Below are 17,320 nucleotides of genomic sequence, written 5' to 3' on the forward strand. Positions count from 1 at the left end.
CTCTTAAACATCAAAAATACCAGCGTTTTAACGCAGGCGAATATAGTTAATCTTTCGCCAGTCATTTAGTTGATTGAGGCTTACAGGTGACCCAAATTGTTTTGTAGCTGTTGACAGTTTGTCATAAGAGCTAAACGATTTTGACTTCGAAGCGGGGTCATTCAACTTAGCGTTAACGGCGCTCCAAATCGCTGTGGCTTGAGTTGAAGTAATCACCTGCCCAGGTTGGTTGGTCAACTGCTTAACCGTAAATGGCTGATTTAATCTTACTGGAATAACCTTTGGCGTATTCGCCAAAGCATAGCGTTCGACTGATCGCTCAATTGGATTTAAAACATTCCATGATTTACTGCTCAACTCAATGTAGCCCTTATTTTTAGGCTTTAGTGTCGCCGCTTTAATCTCCAGTGATACAGGGACGTGAGCCTCAGCATCAACGATCTTGTCAAAGGTGGCAGCTTGCGCAGGATAAGCTTTTCGCAATGCAGCTTTTAGTGGCACCTTTCCTGTTTGTCCCGTGTACTTAGGCACCACGCTATAACGCATGATCGCCCCGGCCTTGAATCCTCTTTTAACGTAACGTTCGGCCTGAACTTCATGCTGGTGGTTGCCTGAACGCGACAGTGGCGTCAGGTTCTTCCAATCAGTACCCGTTCCACCAAGATTGTCATTAAGCAGGTGCCCCCGAATATAAAAGCTGGATTTGGCAGGGTTCTTAGGGTGTCGGCGCAGATTAATAACGGCATAGGCAGCCGTTGGAGAGAGATTAGGTGCCGAACCGGTTGGCGCATCTTGATTTGTGAGCGGCTCGATGTACATCGACTTACCAAACCCACCGGCACTAAAACCACCATATTTGGGCTTGCCACATTTCGGAATGCCGCCAAATAGTGACGCTGTTCTAACACCTAACTGCTCAAGCAAGCTATCAATCTCACGACTTTTGGCTTTCTTAACGGCATCACTTTTTTCGCGACTTAGCTCTTTGCGTGTACGATCGATATTTGCTGCGATCAGTTTTGCTTTGTTCAGGTCAGTGACTTGCTCCGGTTGTAGCGATGTCGGTGACAACGAATTCAAAAAGCTACTGTAGGTATGCTCTTCACTGCGCATCACCAGCACTGCGCTATTACCCTGCCCTTTAAACAACAGCGTATGAGTTTCGCCGTTATTGGCTTTAAACGACTTTTTCGCCTTCCACCACGCCACCAACTTGCCGACTACTTTTTTGGCGACTTTCTTCCCTCCTTTCAGCAAGCGCTTACCCACGGCTACCGCTTTATCCACCAGAAAATCAAACAGGCGCGTCACCGGTTTAGCGGCGGTTTTAATGATCCCTTGGATCATCCCCGCTAGCCCGCCGAGATTCAGCAGCGATGCCAAAAACGATATCGCAATTGGGATAATGCGAGCCAACGAGCCCTCAACCGCTTTCGCTGCTTTGGTCAACACACCAGCGGCTATCGACGTAATGGCACCGTAGATAGACAAGATAAAGGCTTTAATACGCTGAAAGTTGCGCACGAAAAACATCACCAGATCGAACAATAGCTTGAGCACCTTGTAGAGTGCTCCGATTGGGTTCAGCATCCCCAGCAGCCAGGAGATCCCCGCTTCAATTAAACGGAAAATGACAAACTTGCGTATCTCCGACATCACCATCTGTTTCAGGTTGGCCAGTTTCTCTTTCACCATCTCCCAAAGCACGCCGGGCCCTTTGGTCACCAACTGGTGAATGATCGTTACGCCTTTGGCGATCCCCTCCATCACCCCGGCTGCGGCCGGAAACCGTTTAATGATGCGCGCTTTAAGATTTTCCCAGGTGAGTCCCATGATCTGCCGGACAAGGCTAAATACACCCTTGGCATCAAATTTTTTCGGCAAAGTAATGGGAACAGACGACATGGCACCGGTGAGCCAACTCACTAAACCGGATACCAGATGAACACGGATATGTTTTACAAAATTGCGCAACCCCATCCCCACGGCTTTGCAAAGGTTTTTGATGAACTTATCTGGGTTAACCAGAATAGGTACAACCTTGCTAGCCGCACGATTAATGAAATCGAAAATAGGCTTAGGGCTGATACCGGCAATGTCACAGGCGGCACGGATCGCGATTTTCAGCGCTTCGGTAAAATCGCCCGTGAGCACGGCACCAACGATCTGCACCGCCGCTTTTAATGCGGTTTGGAACACCGCAAGGATCTTATCCAACGCCTTGCCGATAAACCCGGCAACGGCTTTCACACCGGCAATCGCTTTGTCGGCGATCGCGTTAACCGCCTTCACCGCTTTATCGACTACCTTGTCGATCAGCTTATTGATCGCCTTGGCAAGCTTAGGAAATAGTTTGCCGATGTAACGGGTGACCTGTTTTTTCGCCCAGTCACGAAACTTGTTTAGCTTGTCCACCACCCATTTGCGAGCCTTGTTTATCAGGCCAATGGCCGCATTCTTCGCCTTATCGATAATGAACTTGACCGCTTGGCGCATTTTGGTAAAAACAACGTCTATCGCCTTGCTGATCGCTTTCACCGCAGATTTAATTGCCCCTTTAACCTTTTGCCACCAACTCTTTTTCTTCTGCGCCTTTTTCAATTGCTTTTTCTTTACCGCGGCGTCAGCCTCTCCTTGCTGTTTACGTTTATCCGCATCCTGTTCCGCTTTCTTAAGGGTGTCTGCAGCGCCTTTCTCAGCACCTTTGACTTTCGCCTTAACCGCACTGTCCACCGAGCTTTGCTCTTTACTCGCTTCCTGATCGAACTGCTTCAGCTGCTTGTTTGTTTCTGCAATGCCAGCACGCTGTTCTGCGGCTACCTGCTTGCGATTGTCTAAGACCTGCTGGCGTTGCCTAGCTTCTGCCTGCTGGTTAATGGCGGCCGTTTTTGTTTTCGCCTGCTGTAACGCTTTACCCTTATCACCATCCCGCTTGCTGACCGCTTGCTTGGTCTGTAAACGCGCTTTGTCCAAACGCGCATTCATCTTCTGTTTCAGGGTCTGGTCGGCTTTCTCTCTTACCTCTGCGGGGATCACCGCACTGGCGTAGTCAGTGAGATGCGAGTTAGATGCTGTCACCAAAGGTGTAGGCGCAGGAGTCACCATGACCACGCTACAATCCTGCTGCACCGTTTTTGGCTGGATCTTCTCCTGCCCTGGGTTGGCTTGAATGCTGCTCACCAGTGCTTGCTGTTTGGTGGAGACTTGACTCCGAGCGTCACTGCGCTGGCGAACCACACGATCAGGATCAGCCTCCCCTTTTAACGCCACTTTCTTCGCACTGCCTGCTTTGGTGTTCACCCCGGGATCTGTGGTTTTAATATTGGCGGTCAAGCTAAGCACTTTCGCTTTTAACCACTCCCAGAAGTTCATTCCTTTGCGGTTTGGTTCAGCATCCAGCTGCTTAAGGGATGCACTGTTGTTCGGTGCGGGGGCTTTATCCTTATGAGGGGTGGGCACTGCAGGTGTCGGATTCGGCGCGGTTATCCCGGAGGCAATATCCTGGGGCGTTGTTTGCTCTGTTCCTGCTTTTTGTTTAACTGGCTGTTTGCCTTTCAAGTCCACTTTCAGCACGGGGACGTTTTTAACTTCTTTCTGGTGTTCGCTGATCAATGAAGCACTGACATTGGTTCCCAGTTTGGCAGCGTTCACCGCCATCTGCGACGGCGAAGCAGAACTAAACTGTTGTACGACATTATCGGAAGCGCCACTAAGGGCGAGCGGCGCTATCTTTGCCGCAACCGCTGGCGGCGCAGAAACTTCGGCGGGGAGCTTTACTGTCACCTGCGCAGGCTGCTCAGCCCCTGCTTCCTTGGCACCTGGTTTTGCTGTTTCACTTTGCTGCTCGTCTTTTGCTGCTAGTTGGTGAGCAGAAGCAGGCACGTTAGCCGCACCGCTGTGCGGCTTGATCACCTTGACATCATTAACTTTCGCCAGCGCCGCGGCTTGTTCTGATGTTGGCTGTTCACGGTGAGTTTCACCCTGCGGCTGTAATACCGCTTGCGGCCCGTTGGTGGCTGGAGCTGCATTGGCGGGTACAGCGTTTTGCGGCGCCGTATTCTGGGGAGCAGTATTTTGATGAACAGTATTTTGGTGAGCAATATTTTGTATTGCTGTGCTTCGTGGGGCTGTGTTTTGGTGATCTGTACTTAGTACGGCGCTGTTCTGCCGCGACTGCGTTTGCCTGCTATTTTGTGCGGCACCCGCTTGTTCGGTTTGTCCCACTTCATTTGCCGATATAGGAGTGGCATCCGTGGCAGGCTCCGCTTCTGCTATCTCTGCACCGTCTGTACGCTGCTGTTGGCTAGCGGCTTCTCCCTGCAGCGAGCTATTCTCGGTAACCACCTCTGCCACGGGGGCTGTTGGCGACTCTCTGTGCGGCATCTCTCGCGGCTGCCCATCAGACGCTGGATCTTGTCCTACAACCTGTGGTTGCGACGTCGTGATGACACGCCCCACCCTGCTGACTTGCCCCTCTGAATGAGCTGGCTGGCGGCCTTGTCTTGCACTGGCAAGGGTTAGGCTGGGGTGAGTATCGCGCTGCGTAGTTGCCGATAGCACGCGACTGCGCTGGCGACTGCTTTCCGGGGCGATGGCAAGCGTTTTCACTGGCATGGTCAGTGCCACTCAACAAACAGCGGCTTAGTTAGCCACGGCAACACAATCAACTGATAGGCCCAAGGCAACTGCTGCAGCAACAGATCGACAGAACGGAGTTCCACCTTTAAGCGGTAGCCTTCATCCAAAGGCATTAAACACCCTGAGCGTTGCAGGAAGGTTTCACGTAAGCCCGCCAACGATGTGTTCTTTAGAACCGACCAGTGGGAGATAACGTCACAAAGCAGTCTATCTAACTCGCTGTATACCGCTGGCTGCAACGCCAGAGCGTGCGGCACCGGCTCACTAAACTCCATCCCGAGTAAAAACTTGGCAAAAACAAGTTCCCCCTCCTCTGCCTGCTGCTGACCGGTCGCGAGATAGTGCAGCGCAAATAACGCCTGTAGTTGGTGGGCATCTGCAAGACGCTCAGGGCTGTCACTGCTCAGCCATCCCAACCGCTGAAATAACGTTGGTAAAAATGGATGCAACAGCAGCACACCGCAGTGGCAAACCAACCAAGAACTCGCCTCGACTGGAGGGTCATGGGCTTGCTTTGAAGTTGGGGGTAAATCATCAGAAGATGCCGTTGACGACGAGTGTTGCTGCAACAGTGCGTTTGCTTGCGGCTCGCCATGGCAGCGTTTGCTCCACATCGCTAGCGTCGCGAGTAGCTGCGCCTGACTGACCCCGCTAAAAGCGTTATCAGGAGAAACAGCGGTACTCTCTGCGCCTGTGATATCACCAGCCACAGTGGTTGCCGCCAAAAGTGCCGTTAACTCACGCCAATTAACCGCAGACAGCTGGCTGTTTGGTGGTTCGCGTACACCGATCCAAACGGCAAATAACCGGCACATTAGCTGCGTTGCTTCCGTTGTGCTTTGACTTTCCAATTCAGCAAGGTAGCGCTGTCGTGCGGGAGACACAGTGGCCATCAGCCAATGAATAAAACGCGCAGAATGTTGCAGGGCCATCCGACAAATCTGATTGTCGTCAATGCCATGTTGACGTAACCGCTGCAACAGATCCCCAGAGTCACCGGCACTGGCCATTAATCTGGTTTCCAGCTCACTGATAGCGCCGAAGTCGGCACCGTTATGGAAAAATCCGTTTTGCAAATAGCTCAGGTAACCGTTGATTAACCACTCTGCGTTGGTATGGGTATAGAGCTGCGTGTCTTTCCCTGGCTGCAGTTGATCGTAAATCTGACGTTCAATCTCCCGCGTCATCCCGGCTAATGCTTGCTCTGCGGTGTCCTCTGGCGGCAAATCACCCAACCGCAGGGTTAGCCGTGGAATATGGATAACGGCAGCGTCATCACTGCCATCGCTTTGCTCGTTAAGCCGTTTTAACTGAGCTAGCAGCGCTTGCTGAATACAGGGTGCATAAACACGCTGAAATCGACTCGCCCAGTGCTGATGCCAGCGCGCACCAGGCTCCGGCTGTTCAGCCGTTGATATGTGTAGTCTGGTTCGCCGGATCTTTACCCTGTCATCCATACCAGTACCCGTTCAAAAAGTGGCTTAGCCACGGGTTTTACTGGGTTGCAGTTGCACAATGACCTCTTCGCGCGGCGAGGTCATCAGTTCTGTCTCCCGCTGTTGTGTAACAAACCCCTTGGCAGACACGGTCACTTGATAAACACCGGGTGCCGCAGTGAAAACAAAGTGCCCTTTCGCCATCTTCACCTTCACCGCTTGTTCTTCACGATCAACCACCGTCAGCACGGCATGAGGGATCACTTCCTGTTTGCGGCGGGCAACAATAGACTTCGCCGGTTTACTTGCAACACTCCGTGCGACCACAACGCGGCCAGACACTTTGATTTTCTTAGGTACAGGTTTTGGCTTAGGTACGTAATCGAGATCGGTGCAATCACTGTCACAACAGCTGGTTGGCAAACAGAAATCCGCCACTACCACCCACTCGTTTATCGGGTCATCTGGCGCCACGGCTCTGACGGCATCTAACTTCTCCAAGCGATCCATCACCACCGCCTCGCTTAGCAACGACACTTCATCCCGTGGCGCAGCCATCGCCACGGCCGCTTCATGATTAGACTCATTCGCTACAGAGGCGACGTGCACACTTCGCGCCATTGCTGGCATCGCATCAGTGGTTGCGTCAGTGGCCACTTCTGGCGCGGAACGATTGGCCGCTGGCTGCATAGCCATCATCCGCTCCTCATTGCCATGACGACGCATTACCTCAGAGATCTCCCTGATCATCGCTCGTTCGCTGTCATCACTGTCGCTAACACGGTGGGCAAGAGACGCTACAAACTCGGTAGAAAGCATCGCATTCGGCAGCATTTCAGCCACATTAAAAGCAGGCTCGTCGGTCTCTTTTACTGTTTGCAGTTTCTTGTTGAGCGCATCCAACATAGAGCGGTGGGTATATACGAGTACTAAGGTGCCTCCCTTTGGCACACCGCACTTGTGAGCCAACCCCGGATGCTTATTCAAGTACCCTTGCAGTGAAAACTCGACAAAAATCTGTTTCACCCGTTTTTGCATCTCCCCTGCCAGGTTTTTCAACAACGCGCTGGAGGTTAGCGTATTCAACATGCTGACCTGATTACTAATACTGGCACGAAGCTTGGCACCGTCACCCTCTGCCGGACGCGCCTGAAATGCCTGAAACGCTTCGCTGAGCCCCTTCATTTCGGTATCAAAATCATCGAAATCGAAATCTGCACCGCTGCTCACCGACGCCTTAGCCATCAAGGCTTCGGTATGGGCGATCATTCTGACGGTTTCATATGTCTCTTCGACCTCGTCATTGGACGCCTCTGCGCCCATTTTCTGCCGCATCCGGTCATACAAGCTGCTGCTGTTTTCGGCGGCTCTGACTGACTTATACAGGGTACTGATTTCACTCTGCTTATCTTCGTCATCATCCAGCATGTCGAGAATATACTGCACCTCCATATCGCCCTGCTTCACCTCATCCAGCACCATCTCTGCGATATCGTTGGATTGCATAGACTGCGCAGCTATTGCCGTGATCGCCCGACTTCTTTCATCATCCATGCGCTTGGCTTCAACGGTATTAAAGGTTCTGTGGCCGCGTTCTAGACGCATCAGAGGGACGCTATCTGCAGGTTGGTCTGATGCGGTCTCTCTGTTGGATTCGGGTTGTTCTGTTGTACTCTCCTCCTCTGCTGCCATCACATTCATCACCAGCATCTGCGGCGAATATGACACCCTAGCTAAGGCATATAACAAGGCAAGCAACAGCTGAAATATCAGTGACAGCACCAGTAACAGCAGCATATCCAGATCGCCGGTTTTGCATTTAAACAGACGCATTAAGGTCTGATCTTTCTGCAGCAACTGAAAAGCCTGAAGCTTCGCTTCCGGTGTTGTCATCGATTCAACCGAAGCGAACACCGGCTCAATACTGAATGGCAAGCCGTATTGCATCTTTTGTAGTTTTAACGCTGCAATGGCTTGCCCCAAACCTTTGCCTAACAGTCCTTCAACACGATAGAAATCGTGGTCGTCTAATTCATGTGTCAGAGGATGAGGCGAACTGCCGGTAAAAGCGTAGCCAAACACCTGCTGCAAACGCTGATTTGAAGTCGCTTCCCCATGCCAGTTCCGATGCAGATCATCCAATGGCCGTAACTGGTAATAGTAGGGTATTGCCTGTTGTGACAATGACGCACTCAATCGACTGGGCGTGATCCGCAACGACTGATTTTCCAACGCATCAAGGTAGAAACGCTTCATCAACAACCACGTGCGGTAATAGCGTTGCTTCAGCAGGCTCGCGATCTGTTGCTGATTGTTCAGTTGCGGGCTGGAGTAAAAGCCGTGGCGCAGAGGAATCGGTTCCATATTGCCCCCCAGCGCAAAATCTATATCTGCTGGTTGCGCCTTGGTTTGATTATCGGCATGGGCTTTAGTTTGTGGTGCACCAAGCAGCAAATGAAATGGGAATCGCGTCGGCTGCGGACAGCATATCCCCTGATGTTGCAGTGCCAGTTCGAGAAATTCATTGTATGAACTCACGATATCTTTCAGCCGGTCGAGCTGATGAATATCGGTAAACAGCTGCGGCAAATTGCTTATGTTAGTTTCCGGTACCGGAGCCAAACCAAACCAAGGGCCATTGGGGAATTCGGTGGCTGGAAAAACCTCGTGGAGTAGATACTGGTAAACCTCAAAACTAAGCTGCAACTGCTGCGATAGCTGTTGCCACAATGCTTGTGCTTTCTGCGCTGCTAACTGACGTAGCTGCAATAAACTGTGGCTATTGGTCGCCGCCATATTGAGTTTGGGAGCAAACAGGGGCGCTAACGCTTCGCGCTTACCTTGCCAATCCAGATCTCTGGGGGTCAGAAATTCTCGTTCAGCGGTTTCTTGCGCCCACAAGGTACGGGCATCTTGCTTCGAGATAAGTAAACGCCGAACCGGATGCAGCTCACGCGCCCCCTTGTCAGAGCAATCATTAAGGTCACAACGTTTCAGCGACTCGACATTGACCTCCAGCAACAGCAACACCACCTTGTCTTGCAAGAACTGGGGGGTTAGCGCCGTCGCAACGGGTTTGTTAGGCTCTTCTATGTACTCATCAGTGACCAATTCCCACAGGTCAAAGTTGTTGTCGCCTAGCAGGCCGCCAGCTTGTGCGACTCGATCGTTGAAGCCGTCATCATCCACCATCACCGCGGTCGGCAGCTGATAGTTGCGACTATGGCTATAGGTCTCGGTATCAGGCAGCAACATCAGCAGCCCATTTGAGGTGACGCCACATCCACGACCAATTGAAATAGCATTGCCACTGCCGCGCGTTACCTCTAAACCACATACCCGGCCTATGCCTAACATTAAGCGCCGCGTCGATGTGTCCTGATCATTTAACCAGGTAGAAAGCTGATTGAGGTGCGACGACGTCAATACCTGGCCACTTTCAAAAACGGGATAGAATGTTTGCATAATGCTACCCAGCGTAAGCTGTTCCTTGTCTAGTCAACGCCCAAATTAGTGCTGCCAAGGCGAACGGGTGTAGTCGTATCATCATCTCGGCAGTCATGAAGTACTGCCGCAGGATAGACACTCTTTAATTGTGCTAACTGTGTGATCAATTGGTTCTGTGCCTGCGTCAAACTGGCACTGTCGAATAGTTGTGTCGCCATCTGCTGACACCACTGCTGATAAACCTGCTCTAACTGCTCCATCTGATGATGATCTATCCAGCAGATCTTTAAATGGATATGGGCCGGGGCCTGCTCGCGAATGGTGTGTTCAAAGAAACGGCGGAAGCCAGCTTGCTGAAAGCGAGTTGGCCAATAGGGCAAAATCACCGAGGCACGGAACGAATAGGGATCTTCGTCACCGCAGCCGCTACTGCTATCGATACACGCGGTGAGTAAACGGGCTTGGTCGGTGCGAGGTCTGAGCAGCAGATGCTCAATTAAATAAAACCCTTCACTGGCACAATGAATACCGCCGAGGATCTCGCGATAACGATCAATCACATCTCTGGCGACTTGATCAGCATCGGCCACGGTATCGAAGCCCTGCTCATGCACCAACAAATCATCACCAACCCGCAGAGATAACTCGATCGCTCCGGGTCCGCCACTGCTATCAATATGGAAATTCTTCCGTTCACGCACGCCGACAAACAAGCGAGCAGCGAGGCTCATCGCCTCCTCTCTGCTGGCAAACAGCGCCACCGACTTAAAAAGAATAAACTGTTGGCGATCTTTGATCTCAAGACGATAATCATTGCCGGTCTGACGGGTATCAAACAGCACGCTGGCAGGGTCTTCCTCTGTTGCCTCGGCGCTAACCGCCGTATAGCGCTGGCGGATCGCTGTGGCTAGTGCCGCGGCATCTGCAACGCTCAGTTCGGCATCATGGGTCAGGCGAACGGCGTCCACTTCTATCGTCAGCGTCTGGTGACCGTCGCTGTCAGGCTCACTCAAGACAATGGCGTTATCTGCATCCAGACCGCCATAAAGCAGAACCGCCTGCGCCATCGCTTCGTCTCTGCTAACAAACAGCTCCACCGACTTAAATAGCAAATGTTGCGATGGATCTTTTATCTCGACGCGGAACTCATTGCCATGCTTACGCGTGTCGAAAAGCGTTGTAAGCAACCTGTCGCAACTGAGATCCCGCCGCGCGAAATTGTCCATACCGGTTAACAACGCGACCCTTTTTTCCAGCCCTGAGACATTGTCACTGTTCCAGATGGCTGCAAGAGCTGTGGGACGATAGTTAAAGCCGCGATTGCGCTCACGACTAATCACAGGCAACGACTGCAGGAACTGGGTTTTGTCTGTGATCAGCGTTTGGTTGCTCTTCAATGTGTCGCCATTTTGCTGATAGAGCATCAGCACATAGTCATTGAACTGCTCACCAAAGCGCGCCAACAGATGATCCAACAAGCGGTTTTTCCGCGCCTGATAACTCGCTTCATCCTCCCACAATGCGCTCCGTTGCAGCTCATCCTGCAACTTGCCTTTGTCGATATAGAACTCATCTTCAAAGGTGCCTAATGTGGCCTGAATATTGGATAGGTATTGGCTGTAATAGGAGTGTTCAGCGCCGCTGTCGAGAGAAAACAGGTGGGGAAGATTGGCCAGTTGTGCCAGGTAGTCAGCCAGTACCTGTTCAAAAAACAGTAAATACCCCTTCATTTGCCGAGCTTGCTCAATTCGCTGAGGCTCAGCACCGGCTTTCAGTCCCGCTTCGCCAATTTGATAGGTTTGCGGGAAATCATGTTGAACCGGATAATGATCCTTGGTGTTTCGGTACTCACCCACCGGGGCGATCAACGCCTCCTCTGAGCCGCTATAGCTGGCTTTAGCCGCCGCAGCCCGTAGATAACGCAAAGTAGACTGAAACTCGCTGCTCTGGCCTAAATAGGGGATGGAACGCTTGAAAAACAGCACCTTGGAATGAGCAATTGTCAGCACGGGTTGATGGCCGGGGCTGATAGACAAACACCAGCGTTCGCTATCGCCGCTAGGATGCCCCGCCGCACTGTACTTACGTAAACTCAATGACTTTACCGCCACGACGTCATCCAGCGCCATAATAGCGGCAATAATGTCAGAGCTGTGGATGGCGGTGCGTAATTCACTGTTGGCAAGTTCATCGGCTTTGTTAAAGCCAGGTTTGGTAAACACCGGCTGCGCTTCAATCCCTAACGCAGTGTCGGAAACCTGCAACTCACGATTGATATAGGGGCCGGTATAGACCTCATCGGCAGGGATCCCCGCCGCCAACATCTCACTCAAACTGTAATAGTGCACTGGCGGATTAAGATACTGTTCCACCGCAAAATAGACATGCGCCTGTACCAGCTCGAGATCAGCAGCGGGCGCAACTTCAATATCACTACAGATAGCAATATAATCGGCAGCCACCGTGGTCACAGCACGATAGTCTTCACACAGGTTACGGCTGTCGTGTAGCGCTGCGGAAGCATAGGTCAACACCTTCAAGATCTGCGCCTGCTTGCGGGCGAAACGCAGCAATAGATCGTCTCCGGCGGGCGATAGAAGCATCAACCAATCATCGTCAACAGCAGGATCAGGTGCCGGTTGCTGCAGTTGCAAGGTTAACGGCGCTAGATCACCTGTACTGAGCGAGACCCGCACATTGATCCGCCATAAACTCACAGGCTCAAGGGTGACAGTTGGCACCTCTTGTGTCAGCCATTCGGCAGCTGCAGCCCACTGTTGCAAAGCATCAGAGGTCAACAGCAACGCCGTTGCTTGCAGATAATCCAGCGCCCCATCACGCCCTTTAAACAAGGTACTACGCAAAACAAATGTCAGCTCTGATTCGTTCAATGTACCCAGCTCAGGATCCGGCTCTAACTCCAGCAACACCTGATATAAGCCGGACAGATGCAGCGACTCATTATCCTGACCTGAGGAATTTTTCGGATCTAGGCTTAAACGCTCGGCCAAATGATCGAGATAAATGGGCACTTCACTCGCTGGCGCTTGCGGATCGGTCAGGGGCTGTAGCCAGGCATTTCTAATCCCCTCAATTTTCAGCAGTAATTGACGATAATCGAGTTGAGTTAACGTGGTGTTGGGGAGAATATCCTGCGCAGGGAAAAACCCTGAGATCTGGCTGTCACTGATGTAACCAGATTCTGGCACCAACAGATCTTTAGTGCTAAACGAGGCGCGGTACGAAAGATCGGTCAAAGCATAGCTAAGCAGTTCCAGGGTGGTGATCCCTGGATCATGCAGATTATGGTCACTCCAGGTTTCAGCGCAAAACTGCTGGATATACTCCATCCCCAAGGCACGCAATTGCCCGTAGTCCTGGCCGGTTTCCAGTTTAGTGTCAGTTGTGAGGGTTAAGGATTCCATCACGCACACCCTGCAATTGAGAAGTTATGGTTAAGGTGGGAAACCAATACTGACCGCGCCGACGACGCAGTTATCAGATCGAGGTCTCGGCTTAACCAGCTGGGATCACTGTCATTGATATCAACACGGTGGAACATCAACACATCGGTCACGTAATCGACGTAAGCCTGCTGTTCGATAAAATTGATCAACATCGATTTATGCCAGCTACCTGCGAAGTCCAGCTGCGCGCCGTCACCGTATGCCCACGGCATCAGGTGGCGATCAACCTCCTGCTTTAACTGCTCGATATAAAAGTCGGTATCTAGGATCTCTGGCTTAAATGCGACATTCAGCTGCAGTTTGATCTCTTCGACCTGCGGATTTTCAACACGCAACTGCACAAAGGGACTGATCCTAGAACGCAGATATTCAGCAATTTTTGCCAAGGTTTGACGCGTGTTATAAGGACGATTAGGCGCCTGAAAATGTCCGTCGATCATCTGCGGAATCGGCACAATCAGGACTGAACCGGGTTTTCGGCCATTCACAATCGGTTGCGATGCGCCTTCACACAAGGCGCTATGGTTCAGGCAACGCACCCGAAACACCTCAGGGAACTGTGCCAACACCAACTGCTCGTAATCCCAGGGTGATACCGCCCGTTGCTTATGTCGCAGCCGTTCGCTGATCCGAAGCGCGTATCCGCTATCAGGCTCTGCTGCGCTGCCACCATATGAAGCCAGCGGCTGGTTCACCGCTTTTATTCCGCTGTCACTCAACAGCAGCTTACTGATCGTTCCAGCAGGCAGGGTGGCCACCTCGTTCAACGCGCTGCTCTGATACGCTGTTGTGGCTTGCGGTAGCACCTCGATCAAACGACAAAGCGCATCGACATCTTCAGTCACCGATAACCGCAACCAATGTAAGCCTGAGGGCAGAATAGCGTGCTGTGTATCCGCAGCTTCCGGGATCACCAGCGTGATAATGCCGGAGCCTGAAAGCGAGTAGCTGCCATCAATCGGTTTGGGGTTATCAAATGGCTGCCATTGATCGCCGACTAAATAATCCCATTGCAGGGTCGCCAGCTCTTTCAGCGGATTAGCGCTGCCTTCTTGGGCATGAAATAGCAGTGACAAGGATTGCGGCGGCTGCAGATCGGCGATCCCGAGATAGAGCTCGCCCGCCTGTTTATGTTCTGGAAACAAGCGATGTTCGACGGTAGATGTAGCAGTAAGATCAATTTGTCTGACCCCAAACAGGTCATGGTGATAAAACTCCGTTTGCGTCGCCGCCACACTTAAATAATCCACCAGTAGCTCGGTCATCACTGGTGTGTATGGCGGTTTCGGAATAGCGCTGTCGTAGCTGTAATAGCTCTTCTGAGTGAACGCTGGTGATGTCACAGTTTTGCCGATCAGCGCCAAGCTATTTTCAGCAGCGAACTGATGATGACCAAAATTAGAGCCCAGGGTGAACTTAACAAAACCGCTAATGCTGCTGGTTTGATAGCTGTCACCATCACTATTGAGATCAGCCACCGTGTCCAAATTATCGAGCCAGATCCCTTTTAGATACGGAGCGAAAGCAAGACGGGTCAAATAGTCCAGTTGCGATAACAGCGCAAAGCTACTCTCATCTTCGCTGGCGTGACCAGAGCTATTTACCAACTGCAGATAGGCATGAATGTCAAACTGGTCTGCAGCGTTAACGAAAAATGGCACTTCCGCCGCGACGGGAATGGGTTGCCAACCCCCCTGCGCTAACGTACTGACGTGACAGTGAGCATTCAGCGCGGTGATATGCGCTTTAAAGTGGCTCTGATAACCGAATGACTCCTGCCACGAGGCACGGAGCACGAGTAACTGCAATGGCTTACCAAACAGCTCTTTGCCACCGAGTATTAACTGACTTCCGGGCTTGGGTTGCGGCCCAAACGGCATAAACGGTTTACTGGGATCCAGCACGCCGTGATCGCCACTAAGTGAATAGTGACGACTACCAATCACTGCCACATCAAGCAGCAAATGGCTAAATTTGAGGTCGATAAGGTTGGCGAACTGGCCTGAGTCTGGATCGATCCAGATCCGCAGTGCGGGTGTTCCTTGCTTGTAACCGGCGCCATGTACTTTGGGGTTGTAACAAGTTATCGCAGGAACGCTACCTTCTAAACGAATGACAAACTCCAGATCATCGCCGATCCGCTGTACAGACAGTTGCGTTGAGTCCAGATCCAACCACGCTTTTTCGGTGGTGATCGCAGCTTTAAATGCCAGCGCCCAGCTTGCTGACGCTGGTGCAGACAGTTGTGCTATCAAGCGGATAAAGCGTTGTCCATCGGACAGCAGCAGCTGACGATCAGCCACTGCAAAGCCCAATTCAGCCTGATTGCTGTCATTGGCAGGTCCGAAAGCTGGCCAGCTGGGATCCGATTTTGGCAGGGCCTGGCCTTGACCATCAGCACTATTAGCGACTGATGAGGTATAAGGGATCTCGCCATTATCGGTGACAACACGGCGAAAGCCCCGTAGCTCTTTGACCGTGGCACGATTAACCACAAAGTCACTTTGCAAAGCAAACTGCAGCGGCTGCCCGCTGGGAGACTTACCGGCGTCGAGCAAGCTGCCTTTGGCCAGCAGGTGACTTTTAACCTGCTTGGCTGGGGTCAATACCACAGCTACTTTTGCTGGTACCGCAGGCTGTGGTGGGATCTGCAAAATGTCGCGGTAATAGTAATCAAGGTGCCGACCAGTGAAGCGATTAAGTATTTTTTGCGGTTCTTGGTAAAGTTTTACAAAGGCTAACCAGAGACCATAGTGGGGCGCGTGATCCCCTTGCAACAAAGACTGCGACAACGCAGCGTTCGCTTGCTCAACGATCACCGCCATCGCCGTGATAATCGATTCGACCGAGTTAACCAACAGGTTGTAATTCAACGCATCCTGGATCTGCTCAAAGGTGCCACTTGCTTGCAGGTAAGGGTTGGTCACCGCCGCAATCGAGGCATAATCAATAGCAGCCAAATCAGCTAGATCGGCACAGCGCTGCTGCCATAGCGATGGCCAGGTTAACGGAGTTAAACGGGAAGCCACAGAGCCAGGTAGCAATAGGTACGGCGATAAAGGATCGGAACCAAGATTAAGTAAATTCGTATCTAAGGGCTGGTCGCTAAACCCCTGCAAGGGAGCAGCCAGTGCACCTTTGTAATATCCCATCAAGCTGGTCAGTGGCGAACTTAGATGGCGTTTCACCCACGCATCAGACTGGAACACTAGTGGATGATCCTGTGGCAATAGCTTCAAGCTGTCGTTCACCTCTGCGAGGAGCAGAAGGGGCAGATGTATTTGCAGCAAGAAATACTGATTAAGCACACTGCTATCAGCATTAGGATCACTGGCGAGAAAGGTTTTAAGCGCCTGCGAAAAAGTAAGGTACTGGCGATAAGGTAACTGGCTTAACCCTGCCAAGACAACGCTGACATCTTGTTGGAAAAACGGCTTCCAGTCGCTGCTTGCATTCGCGCCGGGACCATAAAAACGGATCTGTTCACTGTAGCGTCTGGCAAACAGTAAAAAGTCAGCCAGAGTTCGCTCATCGACTTTAAAATGATCGGGTGACAGCGCAGCAAGCTGTCGACTCTGCTGATCAGAGCCTCTACGATGCAGCGGATTGTCTCGTTTACATGAGTCAGTCACTATGCTTCGCCCTCATTGATGTAAAAGGGATAAACAAAGTTGAAACGGGAGTTAGAGCCGCGCACCAAATATGAGATCGCAATATCTAATACCCCCAGCTCGGCGTTAAAGCTCACCCCCACCTCCTCCGCATCAATACGCGGTTCGTGATAGAGGATCGCGGTCTCAATCAGGTATTTGATATAGCCAAGGTTGCCGCTATTCATCGGCTCTTGCACCATGCTTTGCAAACTGCAACCGAAGATGGGTTGCATCAGCCGCTCGCCCAGCGAGGTGGAAAAGATTATCTGCAGACTGGCATGGATATCATCGATACCCGTGGTCATAGCCACCTCCCCTCGCCCACGATCAAAACTTGGAGGGAAGCTCCAGCCGCGTCCAATGATCTGCTCCGAATCAGCCATGATTAGCCTCCTATCAACACGGTCGGATCACCAGCAACAATGACACCACCATGGGCCGTACTGTCACCCAGTCGTGCCGCCGGAGCACCGCCAATCAATACCGTGGATGAGCCCGATGCAATGGTATCGGGTGGGCCAACACAGATAGCCATATCACCAACCCGAGCAGCAGGCATGCCACCAATCAACACGCTGACGGCACCGGGAGGCGAGATGATGCCGCCAACATGCGGCACCGGCCCGGGACTTATCATCGGACACGTATGAAAGTCATTCACTCGCGCTGCTGGCTTCAT

The 17,320-nt window shown here is 51.9% G+C and carries 7 protein-coding genes; all 7 read right to left on the reverse strand.

The window, feature by feature from the left end; all coding sequences use genetic code 11:
- Nucleotides 1-27 precede the first annotated feature (27 nt).
- From EXY25_RS04185 to EXY25_RS04215, 7 genes are read right to left on the reverse strand one after another with little or no spacing between them, the layout of a single operon-like run.
- Nucleotides 28-4,614 (reverse strand): hypothetical protein, encoded by a 4,587-nt coding sequence (locus EXY25_RS04185; protein WP_130565821.1) that lies wholly within the window; start codon nucleotides 4,612-4,614, stop codon nucleotides 28-30.
- A gap of 2 nt (nucleotides 4,615-4,616) precedes the next feature.
- Entirely contained in the window at nucleotides 4,617-6,095 is a 1,479-nt protein-coding gene (locus EXY25_RS04190) for a contractile injection system tape measure protein (RefSeq protein ID WP_130565822.1), read from the reverse strand.
- A 24-nt stretch (nucleotides 6,096-6,119) separates the two neighbouring features.
- Nucleotides 6,120-9,539 (reverse strand): carboxypeptidase-like regulatory domain-containing protein, encoded by a 3,420-nt coding sequence (locus EXY25_RS04195; RefSeq protein ID WP_130565823.1) that lies wholly within the window; start codon nucleotides 9,537-9,539, stop codon nucleotides 6,120-6,122.
- Nucleotides 9,540-9,568: 29 nt separating this feature from the next.
- A complete protein-coding gene (locus tag EXY25_RS04200) occupies nucleotides 9,569-12,946 on the reverse strand; it encodes a baseplate J/gp47 family protein (RefSeq protein ID WP_130565824.1) in 3,378 nt (1,125 codons plus the stop codon).
- Nucleotides 12,946-16,620, reverse strand: coding sequence for a baseplate J/gp47 family protein (locus tag EXY25_RS04205; RefSeq protein ID WP_130565825.1), 3,675 nt, complete (start codon nucleotides 16,618-16,620; stop codon nucleotides 12,946-12,948). Before EXY25_RS04205 ends, EXY25_RS04200 begins: the two co-directional genes overlap by 1 nt.
- Nucleotides 16,620-17,024 carry a GPW/gp25 family protein gene (locus tag EXY25_RS04210; RefSeq protein WP_130565826.1) on the reverse strand — a complete coding sequence of 135 codons (405 nt, stop codon included), beginning with the start codon at nucleotides 17,022-17,024 and terminating at the stop codon, nucleotides 16,620-16,622. The genes EXY25_RS04205 and EXY25_RS04210 overlap by 1 nt, the downstream gene beginning before the upstream one ends.
- Before the next feature lie 2 nt (nucleotides 17,025-17,026).
- Nucleotides 17,027-17,320, reverse strand: coding sequence for a PAAR domain-containing protein (locus tag EXY25_RS04215; protein WP_114338046.1), 294 nt, complete (start codon nucleotides 17,318-17,320; stop codon nucleotides 17,027-17,029).

The sequence above is a fragment of the Corallincola spongiicola genome, assembly GCF_004284785.1.
Classification (GTDB): domain Bacteria; phylum Pseudomonadota; class Gammaproteobacteria; order Enterobacterales; family Neiellaceae; genus Corallincola; species Corallincola holothuriorum.

What these genes read in the sequence shown, in the direction of transcription:
- EXY25_RS04190 (WP_130565822.1), bottom strand. Translation starts at nt 6,095, where the DNA reads ATGGATGACAGGGTAAAGATCCGGCGAACCAGACTACACATATCAACG.
- EXY25_RS04195 (WP_130565823.1), bottom strand. Translation starts at nt 9,539, where the DNA reads ATGCAAACATTCTATCCCGTTTTTGAAAGTGGCCAGGTATTGACGTCG.
- EXY25_RS04210 (WP_130565826.1), bottom strand. Translation starts at nt 17,024, where the DNA reads ATGGCTGATTCGGAGCAGATCATTGGACGCGGCTGGAGCTTCCCTCCA.
- EXY25_RS04185 (WP_130565821.1), bottom strand. Translation starts at nt 4,614, where the DNA reads ATGCCAGTGAAAACGCTTGCCATCGCCCCGGAAAGCAGTCGCCAGCGC.
- EXY25_RS04215 (WP_114338046.1), bottom strand. Translation starts at nt 17,320, where the DNA reads ATGAAGCCAGCAGCGCGAGTGAATGACTTTCATACGTGTCCGATGATA.
- EXY25_RS04200 (WP_130565824.1), bottom strand. Translation starts at nt 12,946, where the DNA reads ATGGAATCCTTAACCCTCACAACTGACACTAAACTGGAAACCGGCCAG.